A 26,293-nucleotide genomic window follows, 5' to 3' on the forward strand; every position below is an offset into this window, starting at 1 on the left:
ATAGTTCGAGGGATATCGCACGGCACCTTCTTCCTGACGTGGTTTGAAGCTGCCGCGGGTCGGCCGCTGGGAGGTAGGACATCTGAATGGGTTCGCCAGCGCGAAATCGTCGCGGCGTCGTGACCGGAGCCGGCAGCGGCATCGGCAAGGCTGCCGCATTGCGGCTTATGCGACAAGGCATTGACGTCATTGCTGTCGATATCGATGAAGAAAAGCTCGCCGATGTCAAATCCGCCGGATGCAAAACATTGACGATCGACCTGTCTGATGCCGATGCCCGCGCCCGTCTTGCCGAGGCTGCCGACGGTTTCGACTACATGGTGAACTCGCACGGCATTATTTTGATCAAGTCGATCTTCGACGTTAGCCTTGAAGACTGGCGGCGGATTCAGACCGTCAACGCCGAGTCGATTTTTTTCCTCTGCCAGCAGATCGGCCCGCGCCTGAAACCGGGCGGCGCGATCGTCAACCTGTCTTCGAGTTCCGCGAAACTGGCTGCAACCGTCGAGGTCGCCGCCTATGCGGCTTCCAAGACGACTATTACCTCCATTACCCGCTCCTTTGCCTATGCGCTGGCATCGCGACCTGTAAGGGTCAATGCAATCTGCCCGGGCATTGTCGACACGCCGATGCAAGATCACGTGCTGGCAGGCGTGTCGAAGCTGCGCCAAGCCGAGATCGCGGAACTGGAGAGCGCTCGCACCCGCGCCGTGCCGCTGGGCCGCGCGGCGACGGCTGACGAGTGCGCAGGCCTCATTTGGTTCCTGTTGTCGGATGCGGCGTCATACATGACCGGCCAGGCGGTGAATTTCACCGGCGGAATGGTCACCTGGTGAAGGGAGGAGAATCGTGAAGAAACCGCAGGTCATCCGGGCCAAGGGGCTCGGGCATCCCGAAGGTCCCTACGAACTTGACGACGGGCGCGTCATCTACGCCAACACCTACGCCAGCGAGATCGGAGTCTGGGATCCGAAGACCGGCAAGCAAGGGCAATATGCCTTTGTCGGCGGCGGCCCGAACGCCTGCATGCTGGGCAGCGACGGCGCAGTCTATTCGACGCAGACCCCGAATGTCGGTTCGTGGGTCGCGCCGGTGCACAGACCGCCGTCCATCCAGAAGACCTTGCCCAACGGGAAAGTCGAAATTCTCGTGACGGAAGCCGACGGCAAGAAGTTCGACGGTCCGAACGACCTGAGCTTCGGTCCGGACGGCAGGCTTTACTTCACCGATTCAGGCGATTGGAACCAGGCCGACAAGCCGCATCCGGGCCGGATCGTGGTCATCGAAAAGAACGGCGTCGCCAGGATCCTCGAGGAGCTCGATCACGTCTATCCGAATGGCATCGTTGTCGAGAAGGACGGTTCGATCGTCTGGGTCGAATCTTACACGTTGAACGTCATTCGCCGCAAACCCGACGGCAGCAAGTCGCTGTTGTGCAAAATGCCGGAGGGACACATTCCTGACGGGTTGAAGATCGATGAGAAAGGCGATTTCTGGATCACCGCCGTCGCGGCCGGTGGCGTCGACCATTTCTCCAGGGACGGCAGGCACGTCGAGTTCCTGGAAACCGGCGGCACCATCCTCAATTGTTGCTTTGGCAAGGGCGGCAAGCTGTTCTGCTGCGACATGGGGCCGTTCGATACGAGCGGCGCCGCGATGACCGGAAACCTCATAGAAGTAAGCCTCGGCGTCGAAGGCATGCCGCTGTTCCGCGGCGCGATCGGATAAGGACCGGCCCACCATGAAGATCGCCAGGATCGAAGCCATTCCGGTCAGCTACCCGGAACCCAACGACTTCAACGCGCTGCGGCATTTGTGCCTCGCCAAGATTACCGCCGATGACGGTCAGGTCGGCTGGGGTGAATCGATTACCCAGTTCCCCGAAGCGAATTTTGCCGCCAAGGCGATCATCGAAGGCATGGCGCCCAACCTGATCGGCAAGGATCCGGTGCAGACCGAGGCGCTGTGGCGGCAGAACAAGCAGCAGGCCTGGTGGTACGGCTATCATGGCGGCATCGCCTCCTACGCCACGGCCGCGATCGACATCGCATTGTGGGATCTGAAGGGCAAGGCGCTGGGCCGCAGCGTGCTCGACCTGCTGGGGGGCTGCGTCCACGAGCGGCTGCCGGCGATCGCCTCTTGCCATGCGCATTACGAATCCATCGAAGAGATGGCCGAAGAGACGGCCGAATGGGTATCGACGGGACTGCAGGGGCTGAAGACGGGCTTCGGCAAGCGCGGCAACGCCAACCTCGGCTATGACCACAAGCGCGACGTGGCATACGTCAAGGCGATGCGCGAGGTGCTCGGCGACAAGATGCTGATGATCGACAACGGCATCAACATCAAATGGGATGTCACCGATGCGGTGCGCCGCGCCAAGGCGATGGAGGAATACAATCTCGCCTGGATCGAGGAACCGCTCGGAGCCTGGGATCCCGAGGGTTATGCCAACCTTCGCTCCAAGACGACAACCCGTATCGCTTATGGCGAACGCGAATGGACGCTGGAGCAGTTCGAGCGGGTCATCGCGACCGGAACGGTGGATGTGATCGGCGTCGATCCCGGCCGGGCCGAAGGCATCACCGGCTTCAAGAAGGTGACCGAGCGCTGCGAGTTCTACCGCCGCCAGGCCAATGCCCATGCCTGGTCATCGGCCATCGTGACGGCGGCCAGCCTCGCCATTTCGTTCAACTCGCCATCGTGCAAGCTGTTCGAGTTCAAACCGCTGCGCAATCCGATGCAGCACGATCTCGTCACCAAACCCTTTGAACACGTCGATGGCTGGGTCTATCCGCCGACGGGTCCCGGGCTCGGCATCGAAGTCATTGAAGACGTTGTGGAGGGCTACCGCAGCGAGAAGGTCTTGGGGTTGGTATAGCGACGCGAAAGCAGCCTCGTCGCCAAGAGATCAAGAACAGGGAGGAAGAAGTGGGTATTTCATATCGTCATATGTTGCTTGCAGCGGCAAGCTGCGCCACTCTGGCAGTCGCAGCGACCGCGTTCGCACAGAACGCCAGCGAAAGCCAGATCCCGTCAACAGGCGAAAAGGTCGAAGGAGCCCCGTTCGAAGTGAAGCGGGATTGGGGCACTTTCAAGCTCGCCGACCGCATCGCCGAGAAGATCAAGAAAGGCGAGTCGATCAATTACGTCTTCTCCTACCAGGCCTCGGGCATTCCGTTGTTCTCGCCGCAGTACAAAGCGGGCTTCGACATGGGCTGCAAGATGGGCAAGGACATCTATCCGATGGAGTGTTCGGCGATCGCGCCGGTGCAGAATGACCCGAACCAGCAGGTCAGCCAGATCGAGGCCAAGCTTGCAACTGGCGAGATCGACTGCATCGGCATCGAGCCCGTCAGTTCGGACGCGATGACGGCCATCACCAACAAGCTGATGGATCAAGGCATTCCGGTCTTTACAGCCGGCGTTACGTCGCGCGGGCATGAGTTCACCAACTTCACCCAGATTCCGGACAAGGAAGGCCATACCGCAGCCGAAACCGTGCTGAAGTGGATCAAGGACAACAACAAGTCCGACATCAAGGTCTTCGCGGTTTCCGGCGGCGACCCGACGCAATTCTGGGCGCAGGGCCGCATGAAAGGTTTTGAGGACGGCATCAAAGCCGCGATCCCCGACGCCAAATTCGTGACGTCGGCATCCAATGGTCTCAACACCAGCTATGAGCCGGGCAAGACATTCGATGTCTTCCGCTCGTTTCTGACAGCCAATCCGGACGTTCAGTTCATCGAGAACGTCGACATCGGCGCCGAACATGCCGACCGTGCGATCGAGAGCCTTGGCCTGGCAGGAAAGGTCTTCACGATTGGCTGGAATTCGTCCAAAGGGCAGCTCGACGCGATCGAGAAAGGCATCCAGGTCGCCCAACTCGACCAGCGCTGGCCCGATCAGGCCGCTTTCGGGGCGCCGGCCTGCGCGCAATTCCTGAAGAATGGCGTCATCCTGCCCAACACGCAGACGCTCAAGGCGGTGATGAAGGACGGCGTGGAGCAGGCGCGCAAGGAACTCGACACCACGATGTCGCAAAAATAGCGACCGCACCGACAGGACGGGCCCGCATCTTGCGGCCCGTCCGATTCTGGCTCACGGTCATATCGCAGCCGCTGCGGCAACAAAATCTTTGAGGTACGGATGCATTCAGGCGAAACCACGCAGCCAGCCGAGCGGCGCCAAGGGTTTTCCGCTGCGGGAAAGGCGACCATCGATGCGGCGTTGCGTATTGGCGGCCTGTTTGCCGCCGTTATCGTGGTCGCGCTCGTCTTCGTCTTTATCAATCCGAACTTCGCCAATCCCAATCTCGCCGTCTCGGTGCTGAGAGCCATGAGTTCCGTCGCCATCATGGCGATGGGACTGACCCTGGTCATCGTCGTCGGCGAAATCGACCTGTCGTTCGGCGCGATGTATGGGCTGGCGGCAAACACGCTGGCGGTCGTGTGGATCCTGTGGGGTGTTTCGGTCTACCTGGCAATCCCGATCGCAATCGGCGTCGGCATCCTGGTCGGACTGTTCAACGGGTTCATGGTGACGGGTTTGAAAATCCCGTCCTTCATCGTCACATTGGGCAGCTACAATCTGCTCTACGGGCTTTCGCTCTGGATCAGCAACACCGGCACGTTCAACCCGAATTATCCGCCGCCGGGAGGCAATGTCGACCAGGGCGAACTGAACTTCTTCATCGGGCTCACCCAAAACGTCGGCAAATACAGCCTGTCGGTGGAAATCTTCTGGATGCTCGGCATCGCAATTGTCGTTGGCTTCCTTTTGCACCGCTCGCTGTTCGGCTTCCGGCTGATGGCGATCGGCGGCAATCCCGAGGCGGGTAAACTCGCCCGCCTGCCGGTCAGGCGCTACAAGATCCTCGCCTTCATTCTGTGCTCGATCCTTGCGGCTATCGCGGGCGTCCTCGACTTCTCCTTCATCCAGACCAGCCAGCCCGATATCGGCCTGTCGCAGACATTTCCGGTTTTCGCGGCCGTCATCATCGGCGGGGCGAGCCTCAGCGGCGGCAAGGGCACGATCATCGGCACCCTGGGCGGCGCGTTGTTGCTGGCAGAGCTTCAGATCGGGCTCGCCCTGCTCTCTCCCGGTCCGCATGTGCAACAGATATTCCTCGGCGCGGTGACGATCGGCGCGGTCGCGCTCGACCTTTTCCTGACCAAGTTGCGCAAGAGCCGCGCAGCATGAACGCAGAAGGCATCAGCATCCGCGGGATTACCAAGCGCTACGGCAGCACGATCGCGCTCGACGGCATCGATCTCGATATCTTGCCCGGCGAGGTGCTTGGCATCGCCGGGCCGAACGGCGCGGGAAAGAGCACGCTGGTGCGCATCATCGCCGGCGAGGAGAAGCCTGATGCAGGCAAGCTGACCTTCGATGGCCGGCCATGGTCCCCTTCGGTTGACTGGCATGCCGTCGCCGTCGTGCACCAGGAACCGCAGCTCTTTCCCAACCTGACCGTGGCGGAGAACGTCATGGTTGGCCGCGAGGGCACCAATTCCGCGCGTCCGCGCCTCGGTTCGGCCGACGCCAAGGTGATGGATGCGCTCGGCATCGGTCGGCTGAAGGACCGACAACTGGCCGATTGTTCCCTGGCCACCCAGCAACGCACCGAGATCGCCCGCGCGGTAGCGCGCGATTCACGTGTTTTCCTTTTCGACGAGCCGAATTCCGCCTTGACGGCAGACGAGTCGGACCAGCTTTTCGGAGAGATGCGCGCGCTAGCCGGCACCGGAAGGATCGTGCTTCTCGTCACGCACCGTCTGGGCGATCTCGTCGAGCATTGCACCCGGGTGGCGATCGTGCGCGACGGCAAGGTTAGGGCGATACTTTCTGGCGACGCGCTTACGGAAGACGCGATCGCGCGGCAGTTGGTGACAGACGCAGCCATTGTCGACGCTGTTGCCGCCCGCCGCCCGAGCGGCTCCCCGACGGTCGAAACGCTTTTTTCGGTCCGCGACTGGACCCATCCCAAGGCATTCCGAGCCATATCGATGCAAGGCAGGGCCGGCGAGATCATCGCGCTGATGGGCGTCGAAGGATCCGGCTCGCGCGAACTGATCCGCTCGTTTGCAGGGCTGGAGCGATGCACGGGGACGATGCAGATCGAGGGCGAGGCATCAGCCTCGGCCTTGCGGCATCGCACCGCCTATGTGCCGGCGACGCGCCAGCTTAGCCTGTACAGCAATTTTTCCGTCGGCGAGAACTTGCTCGTGCGGCTGGGCTATCCGGAAATCGCCGGGTTCGGCCTCACGCTGAAGAAGCGCAAGATGCGCGACATGGCGAGGGACGCAGTGCGTCGTTTCCTGGTCAAGACCCGCACGACGACGCAAGGCATCCGTTCCCTGTCCGGCGGCAACCAGCAGAAAGTCGCGATCGCCCAGGCGCTGCACTGTGCCCCGAAACTGTTGCTTCTGGAAGAGCCGACCCGCGGCGTCGATATTCACAGCAAGGCCGAGATCTACAGGCTGCTGCGCGACTATGCCGATGCAGGCAATACGGTCATCATCTTCTGCACGGAAGTATTGGAAGTCTATGAAGCAGCCGACCTTGTCTATGTCGTCGCCGCGGGCATGCTGACAGAGCCGCTGAGGGTGGGCAACCATGAGCACGTCGAGACGCTCGCCACCGACATCACGCAGCTTGAACAGAAGCGGCGCAAGGAAAAAGCAGCGGCCTGACGGCTGTCACGTACGGTCGTATGCTATGGCCTTGAGTTACCAGCAAGATCGGTGACGTCGACTGCATTTCAGTCATCGACAGGGCTGAACGGGCTCAGAGTCTATACTTGCCGATCGTCTTCTGGTCGAGGACAAGCCCGAAACCGGCGCCCTGCGGCACTTTGTAGACGCCGTTGTCGAATTTCGACCGGTTCGCCACAAGTGCATAGAACATCGGATCGCGATCCGGATGAAACGTTTCCAAATACGTCCCGTTGGATATGGAGGCCAGAAGGTGCGCGGAAATCTGTGGCTCCTCGTGATGCCCCATCTCCACCGCGAAGCATGACGCCAAGGCCGCGACCCGGCGCCATTCGGTCGGTCCGCCACCCCAGCTCGCATCGAAATTGCAGACGTCGATCGCGCCGGCCATCATCAGGTCTCGGCAACCGGCACGACTGATCTCGCTTTGCCCGGCCGCAATCGCAATACCGGTCTGGCTGCGCGCCGCAGCGAGGTCGAGCCGGTCGTTGTACCAGCGGACCGGTTCCTCGAACCAGCGGATGTTGAGGTCGGACACGTAACGCGAAAACGCAACCGCGTCGCGCAGGCTCCAGCCTTGGTTTGCGTCCACAAGAAGCACGAAATCGTCGCCCGCGGCTTGGCGCGCCGTGCGCACGCGCTCGGCGTCTTCCTTCGGCGTCCGTCCGCCCACCTTGAACTTGCAGCCGCCGTATCCGTCGGCGCGTATCTGCTCCATCTCGCGGCCGAAATCCGCCAGAGTCTTGTTTTCCTCATAGTATCCGGCGATGCAAATGACCGGCAACGCATCGCGATAGCCGCCCCACAGCTTGTAGAGAGGGGTGTCGAGCGCCTTGCCGACAGCGTCCCACAACGCACTGTCGACGCAGGCCTGCGCGCACATGGCGAGTTTGCGGTCGCGCAGGATATTGTAGCTCGGCTTGCGCATCGCTTCCCAGCATCCTTCGATATTGAAGGCATCCTTGCCGACCAACAGCGGCTGGATCTCATCCAGGATGATCTTGACAACTTCCGCCTGGGTTTCGAACTCATCGCCGTTGTAGACCTCGCCGATGATTCCCTCGGAGGTGTAGACGCGCGTGATGATGGTGCAGCGGTGCGTCATGAAATAGTTGCTGCCCCTGAAGGTACGTGGCAGCGGCATGCAGAGCGGAATGCATTCTATGCGTTCTATTTTGAGGGAGCTTGACATTGAAACGCTCGTTTTTCGAAACGTTTCCAAAAATAAGGGCTTGGCTTTCGGAGGTCAAGCGCAAAGCACGAGCTTCCCGCTTGTCGTCAAAGTCGCCGTCGCGCTACTATGCAGTTCTATAACAAGACTGGGCAGTTAAATGGTTGCCTGGTTCGACCGGTATTGACGGGGGCTCGGTGAGAAAAGGGATCGACAAGCCGGCGACAATTCGGGACGTGGCGCGTGTCTCCGGCGTTTCTGTCGGAACCGTTTCACGCAGCCTGAATGCTCCTGATACCGTGCGGCCGGGAACCCTCGGCAAGGTACGCGCCGCGATCCATTCCCTTGGTTTCCAACCGGATTCACGCGCGCAGAACATGCGCCGCCGCAACACGATGACGGTGGGCTTCGTCATCGATGATATCGCCAATCCGTGGCATGCGAGCTGTTTCAAGGCGGTCGACTCGCAGATGCGCGAGCGCGGCTTCTCCCTTTACCTCATGAGCACCAACGGACGGGCATCGGACGAAGCCGCGGCCATCGACATGCTCCAGCACGGCCGCGCGGACGGCATGATACTGACGATCAACAACGAACAGGATCCGCGCACCATCAAGCGGCTCAAGGAATTGCGCGTGCCTTCCGTGCTTCTCGACCGCGACATACCGCTGGAGATCGACGCGGTGCTGACCGAGCACGCGACGGGCTTGAGACAGGCGACCGGCTATTTGATCGAGCTCGGTCATCGCCGCATCGCCATCATCACGGCGGGCAAGGACATAAGGCCAGGACGCGAGCGCGTCCGCGGATTCGTCGAGGCGTTCCAGAAAAGCGGGCTGGCCGTGCCTGAGCATCTGATCCGTTCGCAAAGCCTGTCGGCTGATTTCGGTTTCCGCGAAGCCACTGCCCTGCTCCAGATGCGCGAACGCCCGACAGCCATCATAGCGGCAGGCAATCGTATCCTGGTCGGCGTGTTGCGTGCCCTCCAGCAGCAAGGCGTTTCGGTGCCGAACGATATTTCCCTTATCGGATGCGACCGCTCCGATGTGGCCATGCTTTATCCCGGCCCCATCACGCTTATCGACCGCCCGGTCGAGGAGATAGGACGTACGGCAGCACTGCTTCTTCTTGAACGGCTGGGCGGCCAGGCCGATCGGCCAGCGCAACGGATTTCTTTTCCGACGCACCTCATTCTCGGCGGCTCTTGCCGGCCGGTCAGCGATTAATTCGTTCATGGGGCACTCAGCCAAGGAACTGCCCGAGCGACGCCAGCCTCGAAACGCCAATTGAAATCGCGTGTGCCCGGGCACCCTCAACCGTGCAAGGATTCTCGCCGCAGCTCCGCACGTCGCGTTCGATGATATTTGATCAATCGGTCGAGTGAGACGGCAAGCACGGTCACCGCTCCGGTAACGAAGGTGCTCCACGTCGCATCGATGCCAAAGAAGATCAACCCGCTCGAGATGACCTGGATGATCATCATGCCGATCACCGCGCCGATGATCGTGCCGTGCCCGCCAGACAGCGGCGTGCCGCCGATGATGACGGCGGCAATGACAACCAGGACGAAGTCGCTGCCTTCATTCGGATCGATGGCGCCGCGAAAGCCGAGATACATTGTGCCCGATAGCCCGCATATCGCGCCCATCAGCACCAAGGTCTGAAGGCGCACCCGGGCAGTCGGTATGCCGGCATGCGTGGCGGCTTCCGGATTGCTGCCGACCGCTTGCACACGGTAGCCGAAACGCGTGCGGTGAAGCACAACGTGCATTGCAATCGCCAGCAGCACGAACACCAGCGCCGCCACAGGCAGAACTCCGAACAATTTATAGGAAATCACCCAGAAGAAGCTGCTGCTCTGGTCGGACGGTACGATCGCCCTGCCGTGGTTGACCACCAGCGACAGCCCCTGGAACATCGAATAGGTGCCAAGCGTCACGATGATCGACGGCAGACGCAGCGTAACTGCAATCAGACCGTTGACGAGCCCGAGACAGGCCCCGAACACGATGCCGGCCAGCGCCGCAAGCCACGGGTCGAACCCCGCGACCATCAGAAGCGCTGCAATCACCGCCGAGAAATTGAACATCCAGCCGACCGAAAGGTCGATCTCCCGGATCGCCAGCAGAAACACCATGCCGATCGCCAGCATGCCAAGAAACGTCGTGTTGCCGAGCAGCGAAAACAGGTTGATCGGATTGAGGAAACGCGGCCGGGCAACGCCGATCACCGCCATCATGACGGCAAGCGCGACGATCACGCCGATCTCCTCCGGCATACGAAAGCGCCACTTCGGAAAGTCCTGGGGCCGTGGAGCGATTGTTTCCGTGCGGTCGGCTTCGGTCATGCCCTGTTCGTTTCTTGCTGCGGATTTCGAATCCTCCCCGGCATCTCGCCCGTGTTGACAAGATGGAGGATGGAACGGCTGTCCATGTCGCCCGAGGAAACAATGGCTGCCAACCGCCCCTGATAGACAACCACGATGCGGTCGCAGAGACCGATGAGTTCAGGCAATTCGGTCGAGCTGAACAGCACGATGCCGCCATCGGCGGACATCTGACGGATGAGGCCGTATATTTCTCGCTTGGCGCCGACATCGACGCCGCGCGTCGGATCGTCCAGCAGAAAGACTTGCGGACCTATCTCCAGCCACTTCCCGATCACGACCTTCTGCTGGTTGCCGCCCGACAGCGAATTCGTCAGTGCGTGCGGTCGGCCTTTGATGCGCAAAGCCTCGATCTGGCGGCCAGCGCGGCCCAGGGCGACTTTTGGCGAGAACCACGACGGGCCGTCGTCTCGCGCGCCCACCACGATGTTGGAAATGTTGAACAGGATCGACTTGTCGAGCATCAGACCGTTGCGGCGGCGGTCTGCCGGCACCAGGCAGACATTGCGGCGGGCCGCATCCGTCGGATTTTTTGGAAGTCCACGGCCGTCGGGAAAGCGGACCTCCCCCCTGCGCGCCCTGCGCAGTCCAAACAGGATATCGAACAGGTCTGAAATGCCGGATCCCTCGAGCCCGGCAAAACCCACGACCTCGCCCGACCGAGCCGTGAAATCGATCTGACGCAGCCTGCCGCCGCCGAGCCCGCTGACGGCGATCTCTTTCGCAGTTCCGGCTCTGGCAGGCAGAGCAGGCGGAAACAGCGCCTCGCGTTGGCGTCCGATCATGCCTTCGATGACTTCTGGAATGGTAAGCGCTGAACGATCCCCGGTCAGCACATCGCGACCGTTGCGGGTTATGGTGATGCGGTCGCAGATTGAAAAAACCTCTTCCAGCCGGTGCGAAACGTAAATCATGGTGATGCCGCGCTCGCGGATGCGTTTCAGCACCGCAAACAGCTTCTCGGTCTCGCGCTGGTTCAAAGCCGAATTCGGTTCGTCCAGGATGAGCAGGCGGGGATTTTCAAGGAGCACCCGGCACAGTTCGACAAGCTGCCGTTCACCTATGCTCAGACGGTTGACCGGTGCCCTCACGTCGACATGAAGCCCCAATTCGTCAAGAAGCGGCCGGCATCGTTCCTCCATAACCGTGTTGGAGATGAGGCCGCGGCGCACCGGCTCGCGGTTGACGAACAAATTGGCCAGAACCGAGCGCTCCGGAAAGAGGCTGAGCTCCTGGTACACCATGCCAATGCCGTGCTGGCGTGCGGCGTTCGGTCCGTCGATGGCGACAGTGGTGCCGTCAAGTTCTATGGTTCCGCTGTCCGGTCTGACGACACCGGCCAGCACCTTCATGAGGGTCGACTTGCCGGCGCCGTTCTCACCGACCACGGCGTGGATGGTGCCGCGTTCAACCGCCAGGCTCATATCGTCGAGCGCAATGACGCCGCCATAATGCTTGGCGAGGTTGTGCACGGATATGATGGGCCGGTCGGACATCTGTGCTTTGCAAGGGACCCAGACAGAATCGGGGGCGGCTTCCGCCACCCCGCTTTCATTCAAATGGTGCGGTGCTTATTCGGATTCCGCGGAAATCGGCTTCGGCGTCGCCGACAGCATGTCGGCCGTGAGCGTCTGCGTCCAGGCCTTGTAATAGGCCGCGGTCGCTTTCGGATCGGCCGCCAGCTTCTGTGCCTCATCGAAAGAGATCGGCGTCAGGCCGTTGCCCATGTCGACCTTGTCGGCGGTCACGATCTGCGAACCGGCATTGTAGAAGCCTGGATCCAGTTTCTTGCCGCCCTTGATCGCATTGACCAGCAGCGCGACCGGCAGATAGCCCTGCACGAAGGCGCTTTGGCCGATGGTCACGTAAGCGTGGCCTTCCTTGACGGCCTTGAGGTTCAGTTCCGTCAGATCGTAGCCGCCGGCCACGAACTTGTCGCCATTGGCGGCGTTGAGCTTGCCGAGGCTGGTCACGTCCGGCGCGCAAAGGCCGATCAAGGCCACAGCGTCAGGATTTGCGCTATAGAGCTGTTCCCAATGATTGTAGTTGTCGACCGCCGAAACTTTGACATCGAAAGGTCCCAGCACCTTGATGCCGGAGGCTTTGGCGAGCGATTCCTCGACACCCTTGGCGCGATTTTCCAGAACCGGGAAACCGGGGAAGCAGTTGCCGATGATGACCGTTCCCTTGGCGCTTTCGCCGCCGATCTTGTCCAGCACCATGCGACCGAGAACGCGGCCGCTCTCGACCGATTTTTCACCGACATAGGGTGCGTTCACCGCCTTCGACAGCAGGTTGAACTGCACGATCGGCACGCCGCTCGAGATGGTGTCGTTAAGACCCTTGGCCATGGATTCGCCAGGCACCGACGTCGCTATCCCCTGGGCGCCTGAATTGGCGAAATTCTGCACCAGCTTCAGCTGCCCTTCCGGTGCGCCGCCGGCCTGTTGCGCTGTCACCAGCTTGACGCCGAGATCGTTGGCGGCGGCCTGCGCGCCATCCTGGATTTGCTGCACGAACGGGTCGCCCTGCGCATGAGCGACGAAGCCGATGGTGATGTCTTCAGCGAATGCGCCTGACACGCTGAGCGCCAGCGCCAGCGCGCCGAGCGGCAAAGTCGTCTTGAACCTTGTGATTGCCATGTGAATTGCTCCTCCCTTTTGATCGTTATCGGTCTGCACGTCTTCTTTTGATGGAGCCGGGTCAGATGGCGGTCAGGCCGCCATCGACGAACATGAAGGACCCGGTCATATAGGACGCGTCGTCGGAAGCCAGGAACGCCACAGCGCCTGCGATCTCTTCGGGCTCGGCGCCACGCTTCAATGGGATGTTCTGTATCTGCCATTCATAGACTTTAGGGTCGGCAACAAGTTCCCGTACGATCGGGGTCAACGTGAAACCGGGAACAACCACATTCACCCGGATGCCTTCCGGCGCATGATCGACAGCCATGACGCGCGACAGGCCATGCACTCCTCCCTTGCTGGAGCCGTAGGCGACATTGGCCGGCGTGCAGCCCGACATGCCGGTAGGCGATCCGGTCAGCACCACCGCACCCTTTCCGGCCGTCGCCTTGATCGCGGCGACGCCGTGTTTGCAGCTGAGATACATGCCAGTAAGGTTGACTCCAACGATCTCGTCCCACACCGCTTTGGAAAGCCCGTCGACTTTGCCGTCGCGTTCGCCGGAGAATATCCCGGCATTGGAAACCAGAATGTCGAGGCGGCCAAACCTGGCGACGATCGCCTTGAAAGCGGCCTCGACCTGAGATTCGTTGCTCACGTCGGCTTTCAGCGGCAGCGCTTCGCCGCCCGCCTGCGCGATCTGCTGCGCGGTTGCCCTTGCGCTCTCCTCATTCCAGTCGAGTATGGCAACCTTGCACCCCTCTTCCGCAAGACGCTTGGCCGCCGCCTGCCCTATGCCGGAACCTGCGCCCGTCACTGCGGCAATCTTGCCGTTGAGGCCCCTCATCAGTGCTCCTCCGCCGGCCGATCACGGCAAAAATGCGCCGTTGATCGCGCCGATGCATCAAAACAATATCGTTTCCACGATACCTGTCAAGGACGATGACACCGTTGATATTGCATACAAGGATTTGGCCGTAACAGTCAGAACATAAAGCAGTTTGTGGTATGGAAATAGGAATTGTCGAGCTTATATCGTTTCCAAGTGGTGGGTCGATTCAAACGACATATTGGACTTCTTGGCTTGCCGTTTTTTCGACGGCTAAGCCTGCCTGCCCCCAAAATCTCACGTTCATATCGAGGCCGCATCGAGGCGGAACCCGACATCGGCTCGTTCAAGGGCATCAAACCGAGTGTCAGCACGGATCATCGGCCATAACACCATCTCCGTCGACGACCGTGACCCTCGGCTCGCGGATTCAGATCCAATGAATGTAGAAGGCGGCGCAGGCACCAAAGAATTGCGACTTCCAAGCTCCTGCGACCAAAGCGCCTGCTGTTGTCCGCTTCGGGTCGGATAACGTGGACGACGCGGACAAAACAGGGAAGCACGTCAGGGATAGGGATTGGGATGGCTAGGAAAAACCCTGGCAAACTTCAAATTGGCGAAAGTCAAAAGGTTCATCAAGGCGCCAGTTGGTTCGTTTCGAACTTCGGCAAAGGAAGAGTCGTTAATTGCCTGAGCAGGCGAGTGCTCGGACTATTTTTCTTGCCGTACCAAGCGATCGCTGTTCGTGTCCTTGGCATGACCCCCATGCCGCATCATGCGTCGAAAGCTCATTGAGATATGCGCACGCCTGATGTGTCCGATCGACTCCCAGTCGCCGATCTCCGCCGCGGCCAGGACCTCCTCCATTTCGCGCCGGAAGGCCGTGAACTCCTCCACCAAACCTAGTTGTGGCATCATCTTCAGGACGACACGCGCCACCTGGAAATACAGTCTCTCGCTGATCTCGCGCAGGGGCTGGTTCCCTGTCATGGCGGTCAGTTCAGAGAAGAAATCCATGTTCAGCTGCAGGAAAGCCCGCTGATCCGGATTGAGCATATCGGAATCACAACGTGCAATCAGTGCCCGGATCCGGTCCAGGTCGGCGGCCGTCCGCGGGATCGGCGAAAGCTTGCCGACCAAAAGCGCCAGTTCCAGACGCAGGTGATAGACCTGCTGCAATTCCTCGATATCGACATCGGTGACTATGGTGCCGACGCCGTGGACGGATTGAACCAGACCCTCGGATTCGAGGCGCGCCAGCACGCGGCGGACCGGCGTGCGGCTGATCTCGAATTCCTGTGCGAGTTCTTCCTCGGAGAGCCGGCTTCCCGGCGGGTAGTCGAGCAGGCAGATGCGATCACGCAGGATCCGGTAGATACGCTCGAACCGTTCCCGCGCCGAAAGCGGTCGTGGCGCGTCTACGATCGCGGTGGTGGCCGAGGCATCCGTCTCCAGCGTCATCCAGCCTCCAGGACAGCGTGCAGGAACTGCCGCGTCCGCTCGTTCTTAGGGGCACCGAACAGCTCGCCTGGCGGTCCCTGCTCGCATATCTTGCCCTGGTAGAAGAAGCAGACGCGATCGGAAAATTCCTTGGCGAAGCCCATCTGGTGCGTGACCATAAGCATCGTCAAATCATGCTCGCGGCCGATTTGCCTTATCACTTGCAGCACTTCGCCGACAAGTTCCGGGTCGAGCGCGGAGGTCACCTCGTCGAACAGCATGATCTTGGGCCGCATCGCCAGCGCCCTGGCGATGGCGACGCGCTGTTGCTGGCCGCCGGAGAGCTGGGAAGGATAGTGGTCCTTCTTCTGTGACAACCCGACCATGTCGAGAAGCTCGGCCGCTCTCGCCTCGGCATCGGCCCGCTTCATGCCAAGCACGGTTATCGGCGCCTCGATGCAGTTGGCCATCGCCGTCATGTGCGGAAACAGATTGAAGGACTGGAAGACCATGCCGATCTTCGCCCGGATGCGGCGGATGTGAGCAAGGTTGGCAGGCACCAGCTTTCCATTCTGCTGCATATGCGTCAGCGGCTCGCCCTCGACCCAGATGACGCCGTCATTGATCGTCTCCAGCGTCATCAGCATGCGCAGCACGGTGGTCTTGCCGGAACCGGACGGACCGATGACGGAAACCTTCTCGCCGCGCGCGATTTCGAGGTTCAGGCCGTCGAGAACAGTCAACGCGCCGTAGCGTTTGGAAACATTGTCGAAGCGGACCATCGGTTGTTCCGTCATCGCGCGTTCCTCCGGTTGAGCAGGCGTTCAAGGGCACGAATAAGCGCGGCCGAAACCAGGCTCATCGCGAGGAAGAACAGGCCGACCAGTGTGATAGGTTCGGTGTAGCGGAATGTCTCGGAGCCGATGATCTTGGCTGTCTGCATGAGTTCCAGCACGGCGATGGCCGAAAGCAGCGGCGTCTCCTTGAACAGCGCGACGAGATAGTTGCCGAGTGCCGGCACGATCGGCGGGATGGCCTGCGGAATGATGATGTCGCGAAAGGTCGTCCAGGACGAGAGATTGAGCGCGATCGAGGCTTCCCATTGGCCTCGATGGATATTGTCGAAGCCCGCTCGATAGACCTCCGAGCAGTAGGCGGCATAGTGGATACCGATCGCCAGAACACCGGCCGTGAACGCGTCGAGCACAAGGCCGAATTTCGGAAAGACGAAATAAACAAAGAAGATCTGGATGAGCAGTGGCGTCGAGCGGATCAGTTCGACCAGCACCGAGATCGTCCAGCCTGTCCACGGCACGGCGATGCGGATCACCGCCAGGATCAGGCCGAGCGAGGCCGCGATGGCGAAACCAAGCAGCGTCGCCTCTATGGAGATGACGGCGGCGCGGGCCAGCACCGGCAGGATCTCGAGGGCAAAACTCCAATCCCAGATCATGCTGCCTTTCCTCGTGCCAGGCCGAGCGAGGCTCGCCTTTCGAGAAGCCGCATGCCGATGGAGACGGTGAGCGACATGGCGAGATACATCAGCAGCACCAGCGTGAAGATCGGAATGGTCTTGAACGTGTTCTGGTTCATCTGCTGCGCCTTGAAGGCGAGGTCGGACAGTGTGATCAGCGACACCAGCGCGGTCGACTTCAGCAGCTCGATGAACAAATTGCCCCAGGGCGGGATCATGGCGATGAAGGCTTGCGGCAGGATGATCCGGCGCAGCATCTGCGCACGGCTCATGTTGAGCGCCGTTCCCGCTTCCCACTGGCCGCGCGCGACCGACTGGATGGCGCCGCGCACGCACTCGGATCCGTAGGCCCCGACATTCAGGCCAAGCGCGAGCACGGCAACGGGAAATGCGTCGAGCGTGACGCCGAATTGCGGCAGCACGAAAAACAGCCAGAACAACTGCACCAGCGCCGAGGTGCCACGAAAGATCTCGACATAGACCGTCGCCAGCCATCTGAGCGGCGCCGGACCATACATGCGTGCCAACGCGGCGAGCACGCCCATGACGACCGCCAGTAGGCTGCCTAGGACTGCGATCTCGATCGTCAAGGCGGCGCCCTGCAGCAGTCCCGGCAGGAACAGGCTGTATGTTGCCTGCGTGGCCAGCACGGCGATCAGGGCCAGCGAGACGACCAGCATGCCAACGAGCGTGCGGATACCCATCTGCTTCTCCAAGGAAAAAGGGGGCGGCGCTCTCACACCGCCCAGCAGTTGGGAACTTATTCGCCCTTGCAGAGCTGCGCGGTTGTCTTATTGGGCAGATAGTCCTTGCCGAAGCCGAGCGGTTCGACCAGCGCAATGTGTTCCGGCGAGCCGATGAATTTCTTCAGTTCGGCATTGAACGCTTCCTGCAGATCGGTGTCTTCCTTGCGGAAGCCGAAGCCGCCATGCCCCTTCACCGACTTGCCGGCAACCTCGCCGAAGGGCTTGGTCGATTCGACGCCATCGGCCTTCTTGGCCATATCGGCGATCGACAATGCGGTAAGCGCGGCGGCGTCGGCGCGCCCTGCCTGGACGGCGGCGACGAGACTGGACTGGTCGGGCAAGGCGACGATCTGCCCCGCCGCGACACCTGCATCCTTGGCGTATCCGCCCTCGACCGCGCCCGCCATCACGGCGAGCTTGAGGTCCGGATTATCCTTGATGCTCGAATAATCCTTTATGCCCTTCGGATTGCCCTTGGTCACCAACATGGCCTGGCCGATACCGTAGGACGGTTCGGAGAAATTGATCTCGGCGCACCGCTTCGGATTGATGAACATGCCGGCGGCGATGATGTCGAAGCGCCCGGCCTTCAGGCCTGGGATGAGCGAGCCGAATTCGGTCAGCACGCCGTCGACCTGCGCAATACCCATCTTGGCAAGCACCGCCTTGGCGACCTCAGGCGCTTCACCGGTCAATTTGCCGTCGGGCGTCGCAAAACCAAACGGCGCCTCGTTGGCGAAGCCGACACGGATGTAGCCGTCCTTCTTGGCCCGCTCGAGGGTCGTCTCCGCATGGGCCGGCAACGCCGTGAATGCGGTCGCGGCGAGCGCAAAGCCGGCGACCACCTTCACAACCGTGCGGCGAGATATCTGTGACATGAGCATGCATTCCCCTTTTCTTTTTGACGATTGCCTTGGCTCGGATGACGTTTCTCCTCCGTCGCAGCGAGCATGTAAGACGTATACAACTGATCTAGACATATCGCAAGACACACTGTACGAATCCTGAAAAATCCGCACATTCGGATCGAGTGTACGGTCGAATAGCCGATAGTTGTGCACAATTATGCTATTTTTCTCGAATTGACGCGGCGGTCAGGGGAAACGGGTTTGAGCGGCTCAGCCAGCTTCACAAAGGCAGAATATGCACGGCGCCTGACAGGCGTGAAGCGGCGCATGGAAAGGGCTGGCTTCGATCTCATCATCTGCCAGGACCCGGCAAATATGTGCTGGCTGACCGGCTATGATGGGTGGTCCTTCTACGTGCCGCAGTGCGTGCTCGTCCATCTGGAGGAAGATCGGCCGATCTGGTTCGGCAGGGCGCAGGATGCCAAGAGCGCCTGCATGACCACCGGCCTGCCTGAAGAAAACATCGTTTCGTTCTCGGAGCGGCTGGTACAGCAGCCCGTCGAGCATCCCTATGACGAGCTCTCCGGTCTGATCCGGACACGCGGTTGGGGACGGGCGCGGATCGGCGTGGAAATGGATGCGCACTATTACACGGCGCGCTGCCATGCCCATCTCGTCGGCGGCCTGCCCGAAGCGAACCTCGCCAACAACCACGACCTGGTCAACTGGGCCCGGCTGGTGAAATCGGACACCGAACTGGCGTTGATCCGCCAGGCCGGCGCGATCTGCAGCAATGCCATGAACCGCGCCATCGAAAAGATGCGCCCGGGCGTGCCGCAGAACCACGTGATTGCCGAAATCTATCATGCGCAGATCATGGGCGTGCCGGGCGCCGGCGGCGACTACGCCGCGATCTGTCCGCTGATGCCGGTCGGCGAAGGCACGAGCACACCGCACCTGACCTGGTCGGACGCGCCGCTCCCCGACAGCGGGCTGGCCATCATCGAGATCGCCGGCGTGCGGCGGCGCTACCACGCGGCGCTGACCCGGACCGTGCATTTCGGCAAGCCGCCGACCGCCCTCTCCGACATGGCCAAGGTGATCGTCGAAGGCGTCGATGCCGGTCTCGATCTGGCACGGCCCGGCAACACCTGTGAACAGGTCGAGGCCGCATGGCAGGCGGTGCTGCGCAGAAACGGACTGAAGAAGGAAAGCCGCGTCGGCTATCCCGTCGGGCTCGCCTATCCGCCGGATTGGGGCGAACGCACCGCAAGCCTCAGGCCTGGCGACAAGACCGAGCTGCAGCCCGGCATGTGCTTCCACTTCATGGCCGGCGTCTGGCTCGACGATTTCGGCGTCGCCATTTCCGAATCCTTCGTCGTTACCGAAGCCGGCGGCGAACGGCTTTGCGACGTGGCCCGCGATATCATCGTCATTGACTGACACCACCACCCGACAGCCGGTAACTTCAAGGATACCCAATGGACCGCAATCCCTTTTCCGAAGCAGAAATCGCCGGCCGCCTGTCGAAGGTCTGCACTGCGCTGGCAGAGCGCGGGCTTGATGCAGCTATCTTCTCTGCGCCGGAAAACATCTTCTACCTTACGGGCCTCGACCATTGGGGCTACTTCGCGCCACACTTCCTGATCATCCCGCTCGGCGGTCGACCGGTTCTAGTCACCCGGTCGATGGAAAAGGTGACGATCGAGAACCAAGTGAAGGCGGCGGATTTCCGCGGCCATTCCGACAGCGAGACCGCCGCCGACCTTGCCGCGCGTGTCCTTGCCGAGCTTGGCCTGACGGGCAAGCGCATCGGTCTCGAGCACTGGACGTCGGGCCTCAGCCACGGCCTCGCCCTAAAGCTCGAGGCGCAGGCCAACGCCAAATGGAGCGATGTCTCCGGGCTGGTCGACAGGATGCGGCTGGTGAAGAGTGCCGAGGAGCAGGCGCTGATGCGCCGCGCTGCAAAGGTTACGGATGCCGCTGCCGGTGCAGCGATCGCGGCGATTTCCGACGGGGCTGCCGAGCAGGAGGTCGCTGCCCAATGCGTGGCGGCGATGATCCGCGCCGGCGGCCACGCGCCCGGCTTCGGCCCATTCATCCGTCCCGCCGCCAGGCTTGGCGAAGAGCATACGACCTGGGGCGACGGCATCTACCGCGCCGGCGAGCCGGTCTTCGTCGAACTCTCTGGCTGCATCTCGCGCTATCACGCGCCGCTCGGCCGGCTGATCCGCATCGGCAGCATCAAGGATGAAGACGCGGCGATGGCCGAGGTCACAGCCAAAGCATTCGATGCCGTCCTCAAGGCGCTCAAGCCTGGCGTCAAGGCGCGCGACGTCTATGGTGCCTGGCAGGGCGCCGCAGACGAAGCAGGTCTCTCGCATTATCGCCGCCACCATTGCGGCTACCTGGTCGGCATCGGCCAGCCGCCATCCTGGACCGGCGGCAACTCGGTGACCGGCCTGAGGCACGATTCCGATCTCGATATCGAGACGGGGATGAGCTTCCATATTCTGTCCTGGCTGATGGGCACCGGCCGCGGCGACCATTTCATCTCAAACACCGTGCTGCTGACCGACGCGGGCGCTGAAGTGCTGACCCGCACCCCGGCCGGCTCGATCGTCCGCTAGACCACGAACATGTCGCGCTATTCGGCGTTCTCGATTTTCCGTAACGGCCTGTCCGGCCAGAAGAGCTGGCAGCGCGCGTGGCGCGCGGCAGAGCCGAAGCCGGCTTACGATGTGATCATCGTGGGCGGTGGCGGACATGGGCTGGCCACCGCCTTCTATCTCGCCGAGAACCACGGCATCCGCAATGTCGCCGTGCTGGAGAAGGGTTATATCGGCGGCGGCAATGTCGGCCGCAACACCACGGTGATCCGCTCCAATTATCTGCTCGACGGCAACACCCAATTCTACGAATTCTCGGTCAAGCTATGGGAAGGCCTGTCGCAGGCGCTGAATTTCAACGTCATGTTTTCGCAGCGCGGCCAGATCGTCACCGCCCATTCGGCGGATCAGCTCGACACGTTCAGCCATCGCGCCAACATCATGCGGCTGAACGGCATCGATGCCGACATTCTCGACCGCGAGGAGGTGCGGCGGCTCGTGCCCTATCTCGATTTCTCCGACACAGCGCGGTTTCCGATCCATGGCGCGATCCTGCAGGGCCGCGCCGGCACCGCCCGCCACGATGCCGTCGCCTGGGGTTATGCGCGCGCCGCCGACGGCCATGGCGTCGACATCATCCAGAACTGCGAAGTGACCGGCTTCGTCCGCGACGGCGACAGGATCGTCGGCGTGGAGACGAGCAAAGGCCGCATCGGCGCCGGCAAGATCGGCCTCGCGGTCGCCGGCCATACGTCGGTGCTCGGCCAGAAGGCCGGCCTGGAGCTGCCGATCGAGAGCCACGTGCTGCAAGCCTTCGTCACCGAACCGCTGAAGCCGCTGGTCGACCATGTCGTCGCCTATGGCGCCGATCATTTCTATGTCAGCCAGTCCGACAAGGGTGGGCTTGTCTTCGGCGGCAATCTCGACGGCTACAATTCCTACGCCCAGCGCGGCAATCTCGGCGTCGTGCGCGAGGTGGCCGAGGCCGCGATCGCGCTGATGCCCTGCATCTCGCGCGTCAGGCTGCTGCGCCATTGGGGCGGTGTCATGGACATGACGCCCGACGCCAGCCCGATCATCTGCCCGACGCCGATCGATGGGCTCTATCTCAACGGTGGGTGGTGCTATGGCGGCTTCAAGGCGACACCGGCTTCTGGCTGGTGTTTTGCGCACACGCTGGCAACCGGCAAGCCGCATCCATTGATCGCCGCCTATGGGCTCGACCGTTTCCGTACCGGCCACACGCTCGACGAGGCTGGAGCCGGCCCCGCGGCCTGGCTGCAATAGGAGCAAGACGAATGCTTCGCATCGAATGTCCGTGCTGCGGCCCGCGCGATCATGACGAGTTCCGCTATGGCGGCGACGCTTCGGTTATGCGTCCGCGTCATGACGATCCGGACCCGGAGTCCTGGTACCGTTATGTTTATGTACGCAAAAACCCGCCCGGGCCACATAGCGAGTTCTGGCAACATGTGACCGGCTGCCGGCAATGGCTGGTCGTCGAACGCGACACCCGCAACCATTCCATCCTCTCCGTCGGCTTTGCCAGGAAATAGAAGCATGAACTCGAGCGACAGACGTTTGCCGGCCGGTGGCCGTATCGATCGTGCGCAACCGATCGACTTCAGCTTCGATGGCCGCAAGCTGTATGGCTATCAAGGCGACACGCTGGCTTCGGCCCTGCTGGCCAACGGCGTCACACTCACCGGACGCAGTTTCAAGTATCACCGGCCGCGCGGCATCTTTTCGGCCGGACCCGAAGAGCCGAACGCGCTGGTCACGCTCGGGGCTGGTGGACGACGCGAACCCAACATGCCGGCAACTACGCTCGAACTGGCGCAAGCCATGATCGCCGAAAGCCAGAACCGGTGGCCCTCGCTCGGCTTCGACCTGCAGAGCATCAATGGGCTGTTTGCACCGTTCCTTTCCGCCGGCTTCTACTACAAGACCTTCATGGGGCCGTCGCGGCGCGCTTGGATGTTCTATGAGCATTTCATTCGCCGGGCGGCAGGCCTGGGCCGAGCCGGCGCCGAGCCCGATCCCGGCCGCTATGAGACGCGGCATGCATTCGCCGACGTCGCCGTCGTCGGCGGCGGCCCGGCCGGCCTCTCGGCGGCGCGCGCGGCGGCGGCCGCCGGCGCCAGGGTCGCCCTCATCGAGCAGGATTTCCTGCTTGGCGGTCAGCTGCTGTCGGAGCGTCCCGATGGCGAGGCGGCAGCCTGGCTGAAGGCGACCGAGGCCGAACTCATGGGCCTGCCCAACGTCGCTATGCTGCGCAAGACGATGGCATTCGGCACCTATGACGGCAACACGCTAGGTCTGATCGAACGAAACGACGATCCGGCCGAGGAAGGCGCTGCGCGGCAGGTCTTCACTATGCTTCGCGCCCGCTCCATTATCCTTGCGGCGGGTGCCATCGAGCGACCGCTGGTGTTCTCCAACAATGACCGGCCTGGTGTCATGCTGGCATCGGCCGCCCGGGCCTACCTCAACCGCTTCGCCGTTCTGTCCGGCCGACGGATCCTGGTTGCCACCACCAATGACGGCGCCTATCGGACCGCCTTCGATCTTGCTGCCGCCGGTGCGGAGGTGACGGTCGCGGATCAGCGCGGCGACCCGACCGCCGCTCTGGCCGCGGAAGCCAGGCGCCTGAACATAACGATCCGATCCAGGGCCCAAGTTACCCATCTGCGTGGCGGCCATGCAGTCAAAGCCGTAAAGCTCGGTGGGCCGGGTGGCAACTCAGAGATCGCTTGCGACCTCCTCTGCGTGTCCGGCGGCTGGTCACCGACCGTGCATCTCACCGCGCATCTCGGTGTCAAACCCGTCTATCGCGACGACGTGGACGGCTTCATTCCCGGCGGCTTTCCGGCAGGGCATTTTGGCGCGGGCGCAATGATGGGCCGCTTTTCAACCGCCGGCGCCATCGACGGCGGACACCATGCCGGTATCGAAGCCGCAGCCTTCTGCGGAAAATCGGCAGCCGCACCGGCTCCCGCGAGGCTCGATCTCGGCGAAGCCGCAGCCAACGCGTTCCGCGCAATCCCCTTTGTCGGCCGCGGAAAGGCTTTTGTCGATTTCCAGATGGATGTGACCACCAAAGACATCGAATTGGCGCATCGCGAGGGCTATGAATCGGTCGAGCACCTGAAGCGCTACACCACGCTCGGCATGGGCACCGATCAAGGCAAGACCAGCAATTTTGCAGCACTTTCGGCCATGGCGGCGCTGCGCCACGAGACGATCCCGCAAACCGGGACCACGACCTTTCGACCACCCTACGCGCCCGTCGCCATCGGCGCGCTCGCCGGCCGCGCCGTCGGCCACCATTTCAAGCCGTTTCGCCTTACGCCGATGCATGACTGGCATGTGGCGAATGGCGCCGACATGCTCGAGATTGGGCTGTGGATGCGTCCGTATTTCTACCGCGCCGCCGGCCGCGACGTGAACGAAGCCTATGTCGCCGAGATGCGCATGGTGCGCGGGGCCGCGGGGCTGATGGACATTTCAACCCTCGGCAAGATCGACGTGCAAGGGCCGGATGCGGCCATTTTCCTCGACCGTATCTATGCCAATGGCTTTGCCAGGCTGCCGGTCGGCCGCGCCCGCTACGGAGTCATGTTGCGCGATGATGGCATCGTCTTCGATGATGGCACTACTACACGGCTGTCGGAAAGCCGGTTCTTCATGACCACCTCGACCGCCAAGGCGGCGGATGTCCTGTCGCGGCTGGAATTCCTGCTCGACACCGCCTGGCCGGATCTGCGCGTCGCCGTCACCTCGGTCAGCGACGAATGGGCGGCGATGTCGGTCGCCGGACCGAGGAGCCGCGATATCCTTGCCGCCGCCTTTCCGCAACTCGACGTCTCAAACGATGCACTGCCGCATATGGGCCTTGCCGAAGGCGAGTTCGGCGGCCGGGCGTTGCGGATCATGCGCCTCAGCTATTCGGGTGAACGCGCCTACGAGATCTATGTCGGCGCAACTGCCGGCGAGACGGTCTGGCGCCATTTGCTTGAGGCGGGCGCGCCCTTCGACCTGAGACCCTACGGTGTCGAGGCGCTGGGCGCGCTGCGGGCCGAAAAGGGCCATGTCGCCGGACCCGAAATCGATGGCCGCACCACACTCGACGATCTCGGTCTTGGCCGTATGGTCGGAAAACGCGCAGGTTTTGTCGGTGATGTCTTGCGACGGCGTCCGGCATTTCAAGCTCCCGACCGTCAGCGCCTGGTTGGCTTGGAATGCACAGAAGAGGGCAAGCGCCTTCGTGGCGGTGCGATATTGTTCATGCCCGGCGATACCGTCGCCGGGCACGGACGCGGCCGGATAACGTCGGTGACGTTCAGCCCGGGGATTGGCCGTTATGTCGGCCTCGCCCTGCTGGCAGGCGATGTCGCGGTGGAGGGAAGCGAAGTCCTCGCCACCTATCCGATGAAGGCTGAAACCGTTCGCGCCCGCATCGTCTCGCCCGTCTTCCTGGATCCGAAAGGAGAGCGGCTGCATGGCTGAGGCTCTGGTATCGAAAGATTTCACTCTGTCGAGGTCCGACTGCCCGATCGTTCAGGTCGAGGGCTGGGACGGGATGCTGGCCCGGTTTGAGCTGAACGTTTCCCAAATGCTGGGCACTGCCCTGCCGGTCTCGGTCGGCGAGACGGTCCGCCATGCCGACACGCTCATCGTTCGGGTCTCCCCCCGCCGTCTCTGGCTGATGATGGAGACGGATGCAAAACCGCCGCAGCCCGCGATCGATCCCGAACTGGGCTGTTCGGTTCCCCTCGGCGAGGGACGCGTGCGCTTCAGCTTGAGCGGCGCGCGCATCCTGGAAATCCTCTCCGGCTGCATCGCAGTCGACTGGCGCGCGCCAGGCGCAGCGCCGGGCCGCGCAATTCAAACGGCCTTGCATCACGTACCGGTGCTAGTCCTGCGCACGAGCGAGACCAGCTGCGTCATGATTGTGCCGCGAAGCTTTGCGCGCAGCCTTGCGGACTGGATCGCCGACAGCGCCAGCAAGCGTTCTTCGCCTGGAATTAAAGCGCGCAATTAACTGCCCGCTGGCCGACAAGATGGAACCGTTTCTCAACCCGTCCACTCAAGCAGCACGAGGCCCGGGTGTCGGCGCCCGCCGGCTGTTGATGGCCGAAGACGAATAGCTGGTGGTGGAAAGAGATGCCGCCGCACCCGGTCGCCGACGCTTTGGAGCACCAAGCCATCTCATTCATCTTCGTAAGCGCGTATTCGGCCGACGATTTCCAGGTTCCGGCAAAGCCGTTGGCTATGCCTTGTCCCGACAGCTCCATACACTCTTGTCACTTGCTGCCTTGCGCTCCGCTTTGACAAGCAGGCCCCGGCTGAAGCACAACGCGTCGATCCCTGCACCGGTTCATTCCGGTCGTTGCGAAACCGGCCGCCACGACTACCCGGCAAACCGCGAACAGGCTTTGACCTATCGC

23 protein-coding genes are annotated in these 26,293 nt (G+C 62.0%); 13 read left to right on the forward strand and 10 right to left on the reverse strand.

The features are described 5' to 3' along the window. The first annotated feature begins 86 nt into the window (after nucleotides 1-86). The 6 genes from FJ424_RS05330 to FJ424_RS05355 all read left to right on the forward strand — a co-directional run bounded on the left by FJ424_RS05330 (nucleotide 87) and on the right by FJ424_RS05355 (nucleotide 6,695). Entirely contained in the window at nucleotides 87-836 is a 750-nt protein-coding gene (locus FJ424_RS05330) for an SDR family oxidoreductase (protein ID WP_140652723.1), read from the forward strand. Nucleotides 837-849: 13 nt separating this feature from the next. Then, nucleotides 850-1,728, forward strand: coding sequence for an SMP-30/gluconolactonase/LRE family protein (locus FJ424_RS05335; protein WP_181167040.1), 879 nt, complete (start codon nucleotides 850-852; stop codon nucleotides 1,726-1,728). Nucleotides 1,729-1,741: 13 nt separating this feature from the next. Continuing rightward, nucleotides 1,742-2,881, forward strand: coding sequence for a mandelate racemase/muconate lactonizing enzyme family protein (locus FJ424_RS05340; protein ID WP_140640489.1), 1,140 nt, complete (start codon nucleotides 1,742-1,744; stop codon nucleotides 2,879-2,881). A gap of 191 nt (nucleotides 2,882-3,072) precedes the next feature. Next, nucleotides 3,073-4,050 carry a sugar ABC transporter substrate-binding protein gene (locus tag FJ424_RS05345; RefSeq protein ID WP_181182010.1) on the forward strand — a complete coding sequence of 326 codons (978 nt, stop codon included), beginning with the start codon at nucleotides 3,073-3,075 and terminating at the stop codon, nucleotides 4,048-4,050. A 99-nt stretch (nucleotides 4,051-4,149) separates the two neighbouring features. After that, on the forward strand, nucleotides 4,150-5,202 hold the full coding sequence (locus tag FJ424_RS05350; RefSeq protein WP_140640493.1) for an ABC transporter permease: 1,053 nt from the start codon (nucleotides 4,150-4,152) through the stop codon (nucleotides 5,200-5,202). Next, complete coding sequence (locus tag FJ424_RS05355; RefSeq protein ID WP_140652719.1) at nucleotides 5,199-6,695, forward strand: sugar ABC transporter ATP-binding protein; 1,497 nt, start codon at nucleotides 5,199-5,201, stop codon at nucleotides 6,693-6,695. The genes FJ424_RS05350 and FJ424_RS05355 overlap by 4 nt, the downstream gene beginning before the upstream one ends. A gap of 94 nt (nucleotides 6,696-6,789) precedes the next feature. On the opposite strand, the gene FJ424_RS05360 is transcribed toward FJ424_RS05355, so the two are convergent. Beyond that, the gene (locus FJ424_RS05360) at nucleotides 6,790-7,860 is read right to left on the reverse strand and encodes a mandelate racemase/muconate lactonizing enzyme family protein (RefSeq protein WP_246677147.1); all 1,071 of its coding nucleotides are present in this window, start codon (nucleotides 7,858-7,860) and stop codon (nucleotides 6,790-6,792) included. 191 nt (nucleotides 7,861-8,051) lie between these two features. Here FJ424_RS05360 and FJ424_RS05365 point away from each other — a divergent pair, with 191 nt between their 5' ends. Further along, a complete protein-coding gene (locus tag FJ424_RS05365) occupies nucleotides 8,052-9,113 on the forward strand; it encodes a LacI family DNA-binding transcriptional regulator (RefSeq protein WP_140652716.1) in 1,062 nt (353 codons plus the stop codon). Nucleotides 9,114-9,199: 86 nt separating this feature from the next. Here the strand turns inward: FJ424_RS05365 and FJ424_RS05370 are convergent, their stop codons facing one another. The 9 genes from FJ424_RS05370 to ehuB form a co-directional block, all read right to left on the reverse strand. Further along, nucleotides 9,200-10,234 (reverse strand): ABC transporter permease, encoded by a 1,035-nt coding sequence (locus FJ424_RS05370; RefSeq protein ID WP_140652714.1) that lies wholly within the window; start codon nucleotides 10,232-10,234, stop codon nucleotides 9,200-9,202. Continuing rightward, nucleotides 10,231-11,769 carry a sugar ABC transporter ATP-binding protein gene (locus FJ424_RS05375; RefSeq protein ID WP_140652712.1) on the reverse strand — a complete coding sequence of 513 codons (1,539 nt, stop codon included), beginning with the start codon at nucleotides 11,767-11,769 and terminating at the stop codon, nucleotides 10,231-10,233. The genes FJ424_RS05370 and FJ424_RS05375 overlap by 4 nt, the downstream gene beginning before the upstream one ends. A gap of 75 nt (nucleotides 11,770-11,844) precedes the next feature. Further along, nucleotides 11,845-12,915 (reverse strand): sugar ABC transporter substrate-binding protein, encoded by a 1,071-nt coding sequence (locus tag FJ424_RS05380; RefSeq protein WP_140652710.1) that lies wholly within the window; start codon nucleotides 12,913-12,915, stop codon nucleotides 11,845-11,847. 61 nt (nucleotides 12,916-12,976) lie between these two features. Beyond that, the gene (locus FJ424_RS05385) at nucleotides 12,977-13,744 is read right to left on the reverse strand and encodes an SDR family NAD(P)-dependent oxidoreductase (RefSeq protein WP_140652708.1); all 768 of its coding nucleotides are present in this window, start codon (nucleotides 13,742-13,744) and stop codon (nucleotides 12,977-12,979) included. Between the two features lie 693 nt (nucleotides 13,745-14,437). Next, complete coding sequence (locus FJ424_RS05390) at nucleotides 14,438-15,187, reverse strand: GntR family transcriptional regulator (RefSeq protein WP_140640509.1); 750 nt, start codon at nucleotides 15,185-15,187, stop codon at nucleotides 14,438-14,440. Beyond that, nucleotides 15,184-15,963: an ectoine/hydroxyectoine ABC transporter ATP-binding protein EhuA gene (ehuA, locus tag FJ424_RS05395; protein WP_140640511.1), complete on the reverse strand. Its 780-nt coding sequence runs from the start codon at nucleotides 15,961-15,963 to the stop codon at nucleotides 15,184-15,186. The genes FJ424_RS05390 and ehuA overlap by 4 nt, the downstream gene beginning before the upstream one ends. Beyond that, nucleotides 15,960-16,619: an ectoine/hydroxyectoine ABC transporter permease subunit EhuD gene (ehuD, locus tag FJ424_RS05400; protein ID WP_140640513.1), complete on the reverse strand. Its 660-nt coding sequence runs from the start codon at nucleotides 16,617-16,619 to the stop codon at nucleotides 15,960-15,962. The genes ehuA and ehuD overlap by 4 nt, the downstream gene beginning before the upstream one ends. Beyond that, the gene (ehuC, locus tag FJ424_RS05405) at nucleotides 16,616-17,344 is read right to left on the reverse strand and encodes an ectoine/hydroxyectoine ABC transporter permease subunit EhuC (RefSeq protein ID WP_140652706.1); all 729 of its coding nucleotides are present in this window, start codon (nucleotides 17,342-17,344) and stop codon (nucleotides 16,616-16,618) included. The genes ehuD and ehuC overlap by 4 nt, the downstream gene beginning before the upstream one ends. A 56-nt stretch (nucleotides 17,345-17,400) precedes the next feature. Next, the gene (gene ehuB, locus FJ424_RS05410; RefSeq protein ID WP_246677148.1) at nucleotides 17,401-18,264 is read right to left on the reverse strand and encodes an ectoine/hydroxyectoine ABC transporter substrate-binding protein EhuB; all 864 of its coding nucleotides are present in this window, start codon (nucleotides 18,262-18,264) and stop codon (nucleotides 17,401-17,403) included. Between the two features lie 231 nt (nucleotides 18,265-18,495). Here ehuB and FJ424_RS05415 point away from each other — a divergent pair, with 231 nt between their 5' ends. The 6 genes from FJ424_RS05415 to FJ424_RS05440 are packed head-to-tail and all read left to right on the forward strand — an operon-like array spanning nucleotide 18,496 to nucleotide 25,887. After that, nucleotides 18,496-19,677 carry a M24 family metallopeptidase gene (locus FJ424_RS05415; RefSeq protein ID WP_140652702.1) on the forward strand — a complete coding sequence of 394 codons (1,182 nt, stop codon included), beginning with the start codon at nucleotides 18,496-18,498 and terminating at the stop codon, nucleotides 19,675-19,677. A gap of 38 nt (nucleotides 19,678-19,715) precedes the next feature. Beyond that, entirely contained in the window at nucleotides 19,716-20,864 is a 1,149-nt protein-coding gene (locus FJ424_RS05420; protein WP_140652700.1) for a Xaa-Pro peptidase family protein, read from the forward strand. Between the two features lie 9 nt (nucleotides 20,865-20,873). Then, complete coding sequence (locus FJ424_RS05425) at nucleotides 20,874-22,130, forward strand: sarcosine oxidase subunit beta family protein (protein WP_140652698.1); 1,257 nt, start codon at nucleotides 20,874-20,876, stop codon at nucleotides 22,128-22,130. Nucleotides 22,131-22,141: 11 nt separating this feature from the next. Further along, nucleotides 22,142-22,399 carry a sarcosine oxidase subunit delta gene (locus FJ424_RS05430; RefSeq protein ID WP_140640525.1) on the forward strand — a complete coding sequence of 86 codons (258 nt, stop codon included), beginning with the start codon at nucleotides 22,142-22,144 and terminating at the stop codon, nucleotides 22,397-22,399. A 4-nt stretch (nucleotides 22,400-22,403) separates the two neighbouring features. Continuing rightward, nucleotides 22,404-25,352 carry a sarcosine oxidase subunit alpha family protein gene (locus tag FJ424_RS05435; RefSeq protein ID WP_140652696.1) on the forward strand — a complete coding sequence of 983 codons (2,949 nt, stop codon included), beginning with the start codon at nucleotides 22,404-22,406 and terminating at the stop codon, nucleotides 25,350-25,352. Next, nucleotides 25,345-25,887: a sarcosine oxidase subunit gamma gene (locus FJ424_RS05440; RefSeq protein ID WP_246677149.1), complete on the forward strand. Its 543-nt coding sequence runs from the start codon at nucleotides 25,345-25,347 to the stop codon at nucleotides 25,885-25,887. The genes FJ424_RS05435 and FJ424_RS05440 overlap by 8 nt, the downstream gene beginning before the upstream one ends. Nucleotides 25,888-26,293: the final 406 nt, after the last annotated feature.

The sequence above is a fragment of the Mesorhizobium sp. B3-1-8 genome (assembly GCF_006439495.1).
In the GTDB taxonomy this organism is placed as follows: domain Bacteria; phylum Pseudomonadota; class Alphaproteobacteria; order Rhizobiales; family Rhizobiaceae; genus Mesorhizobium.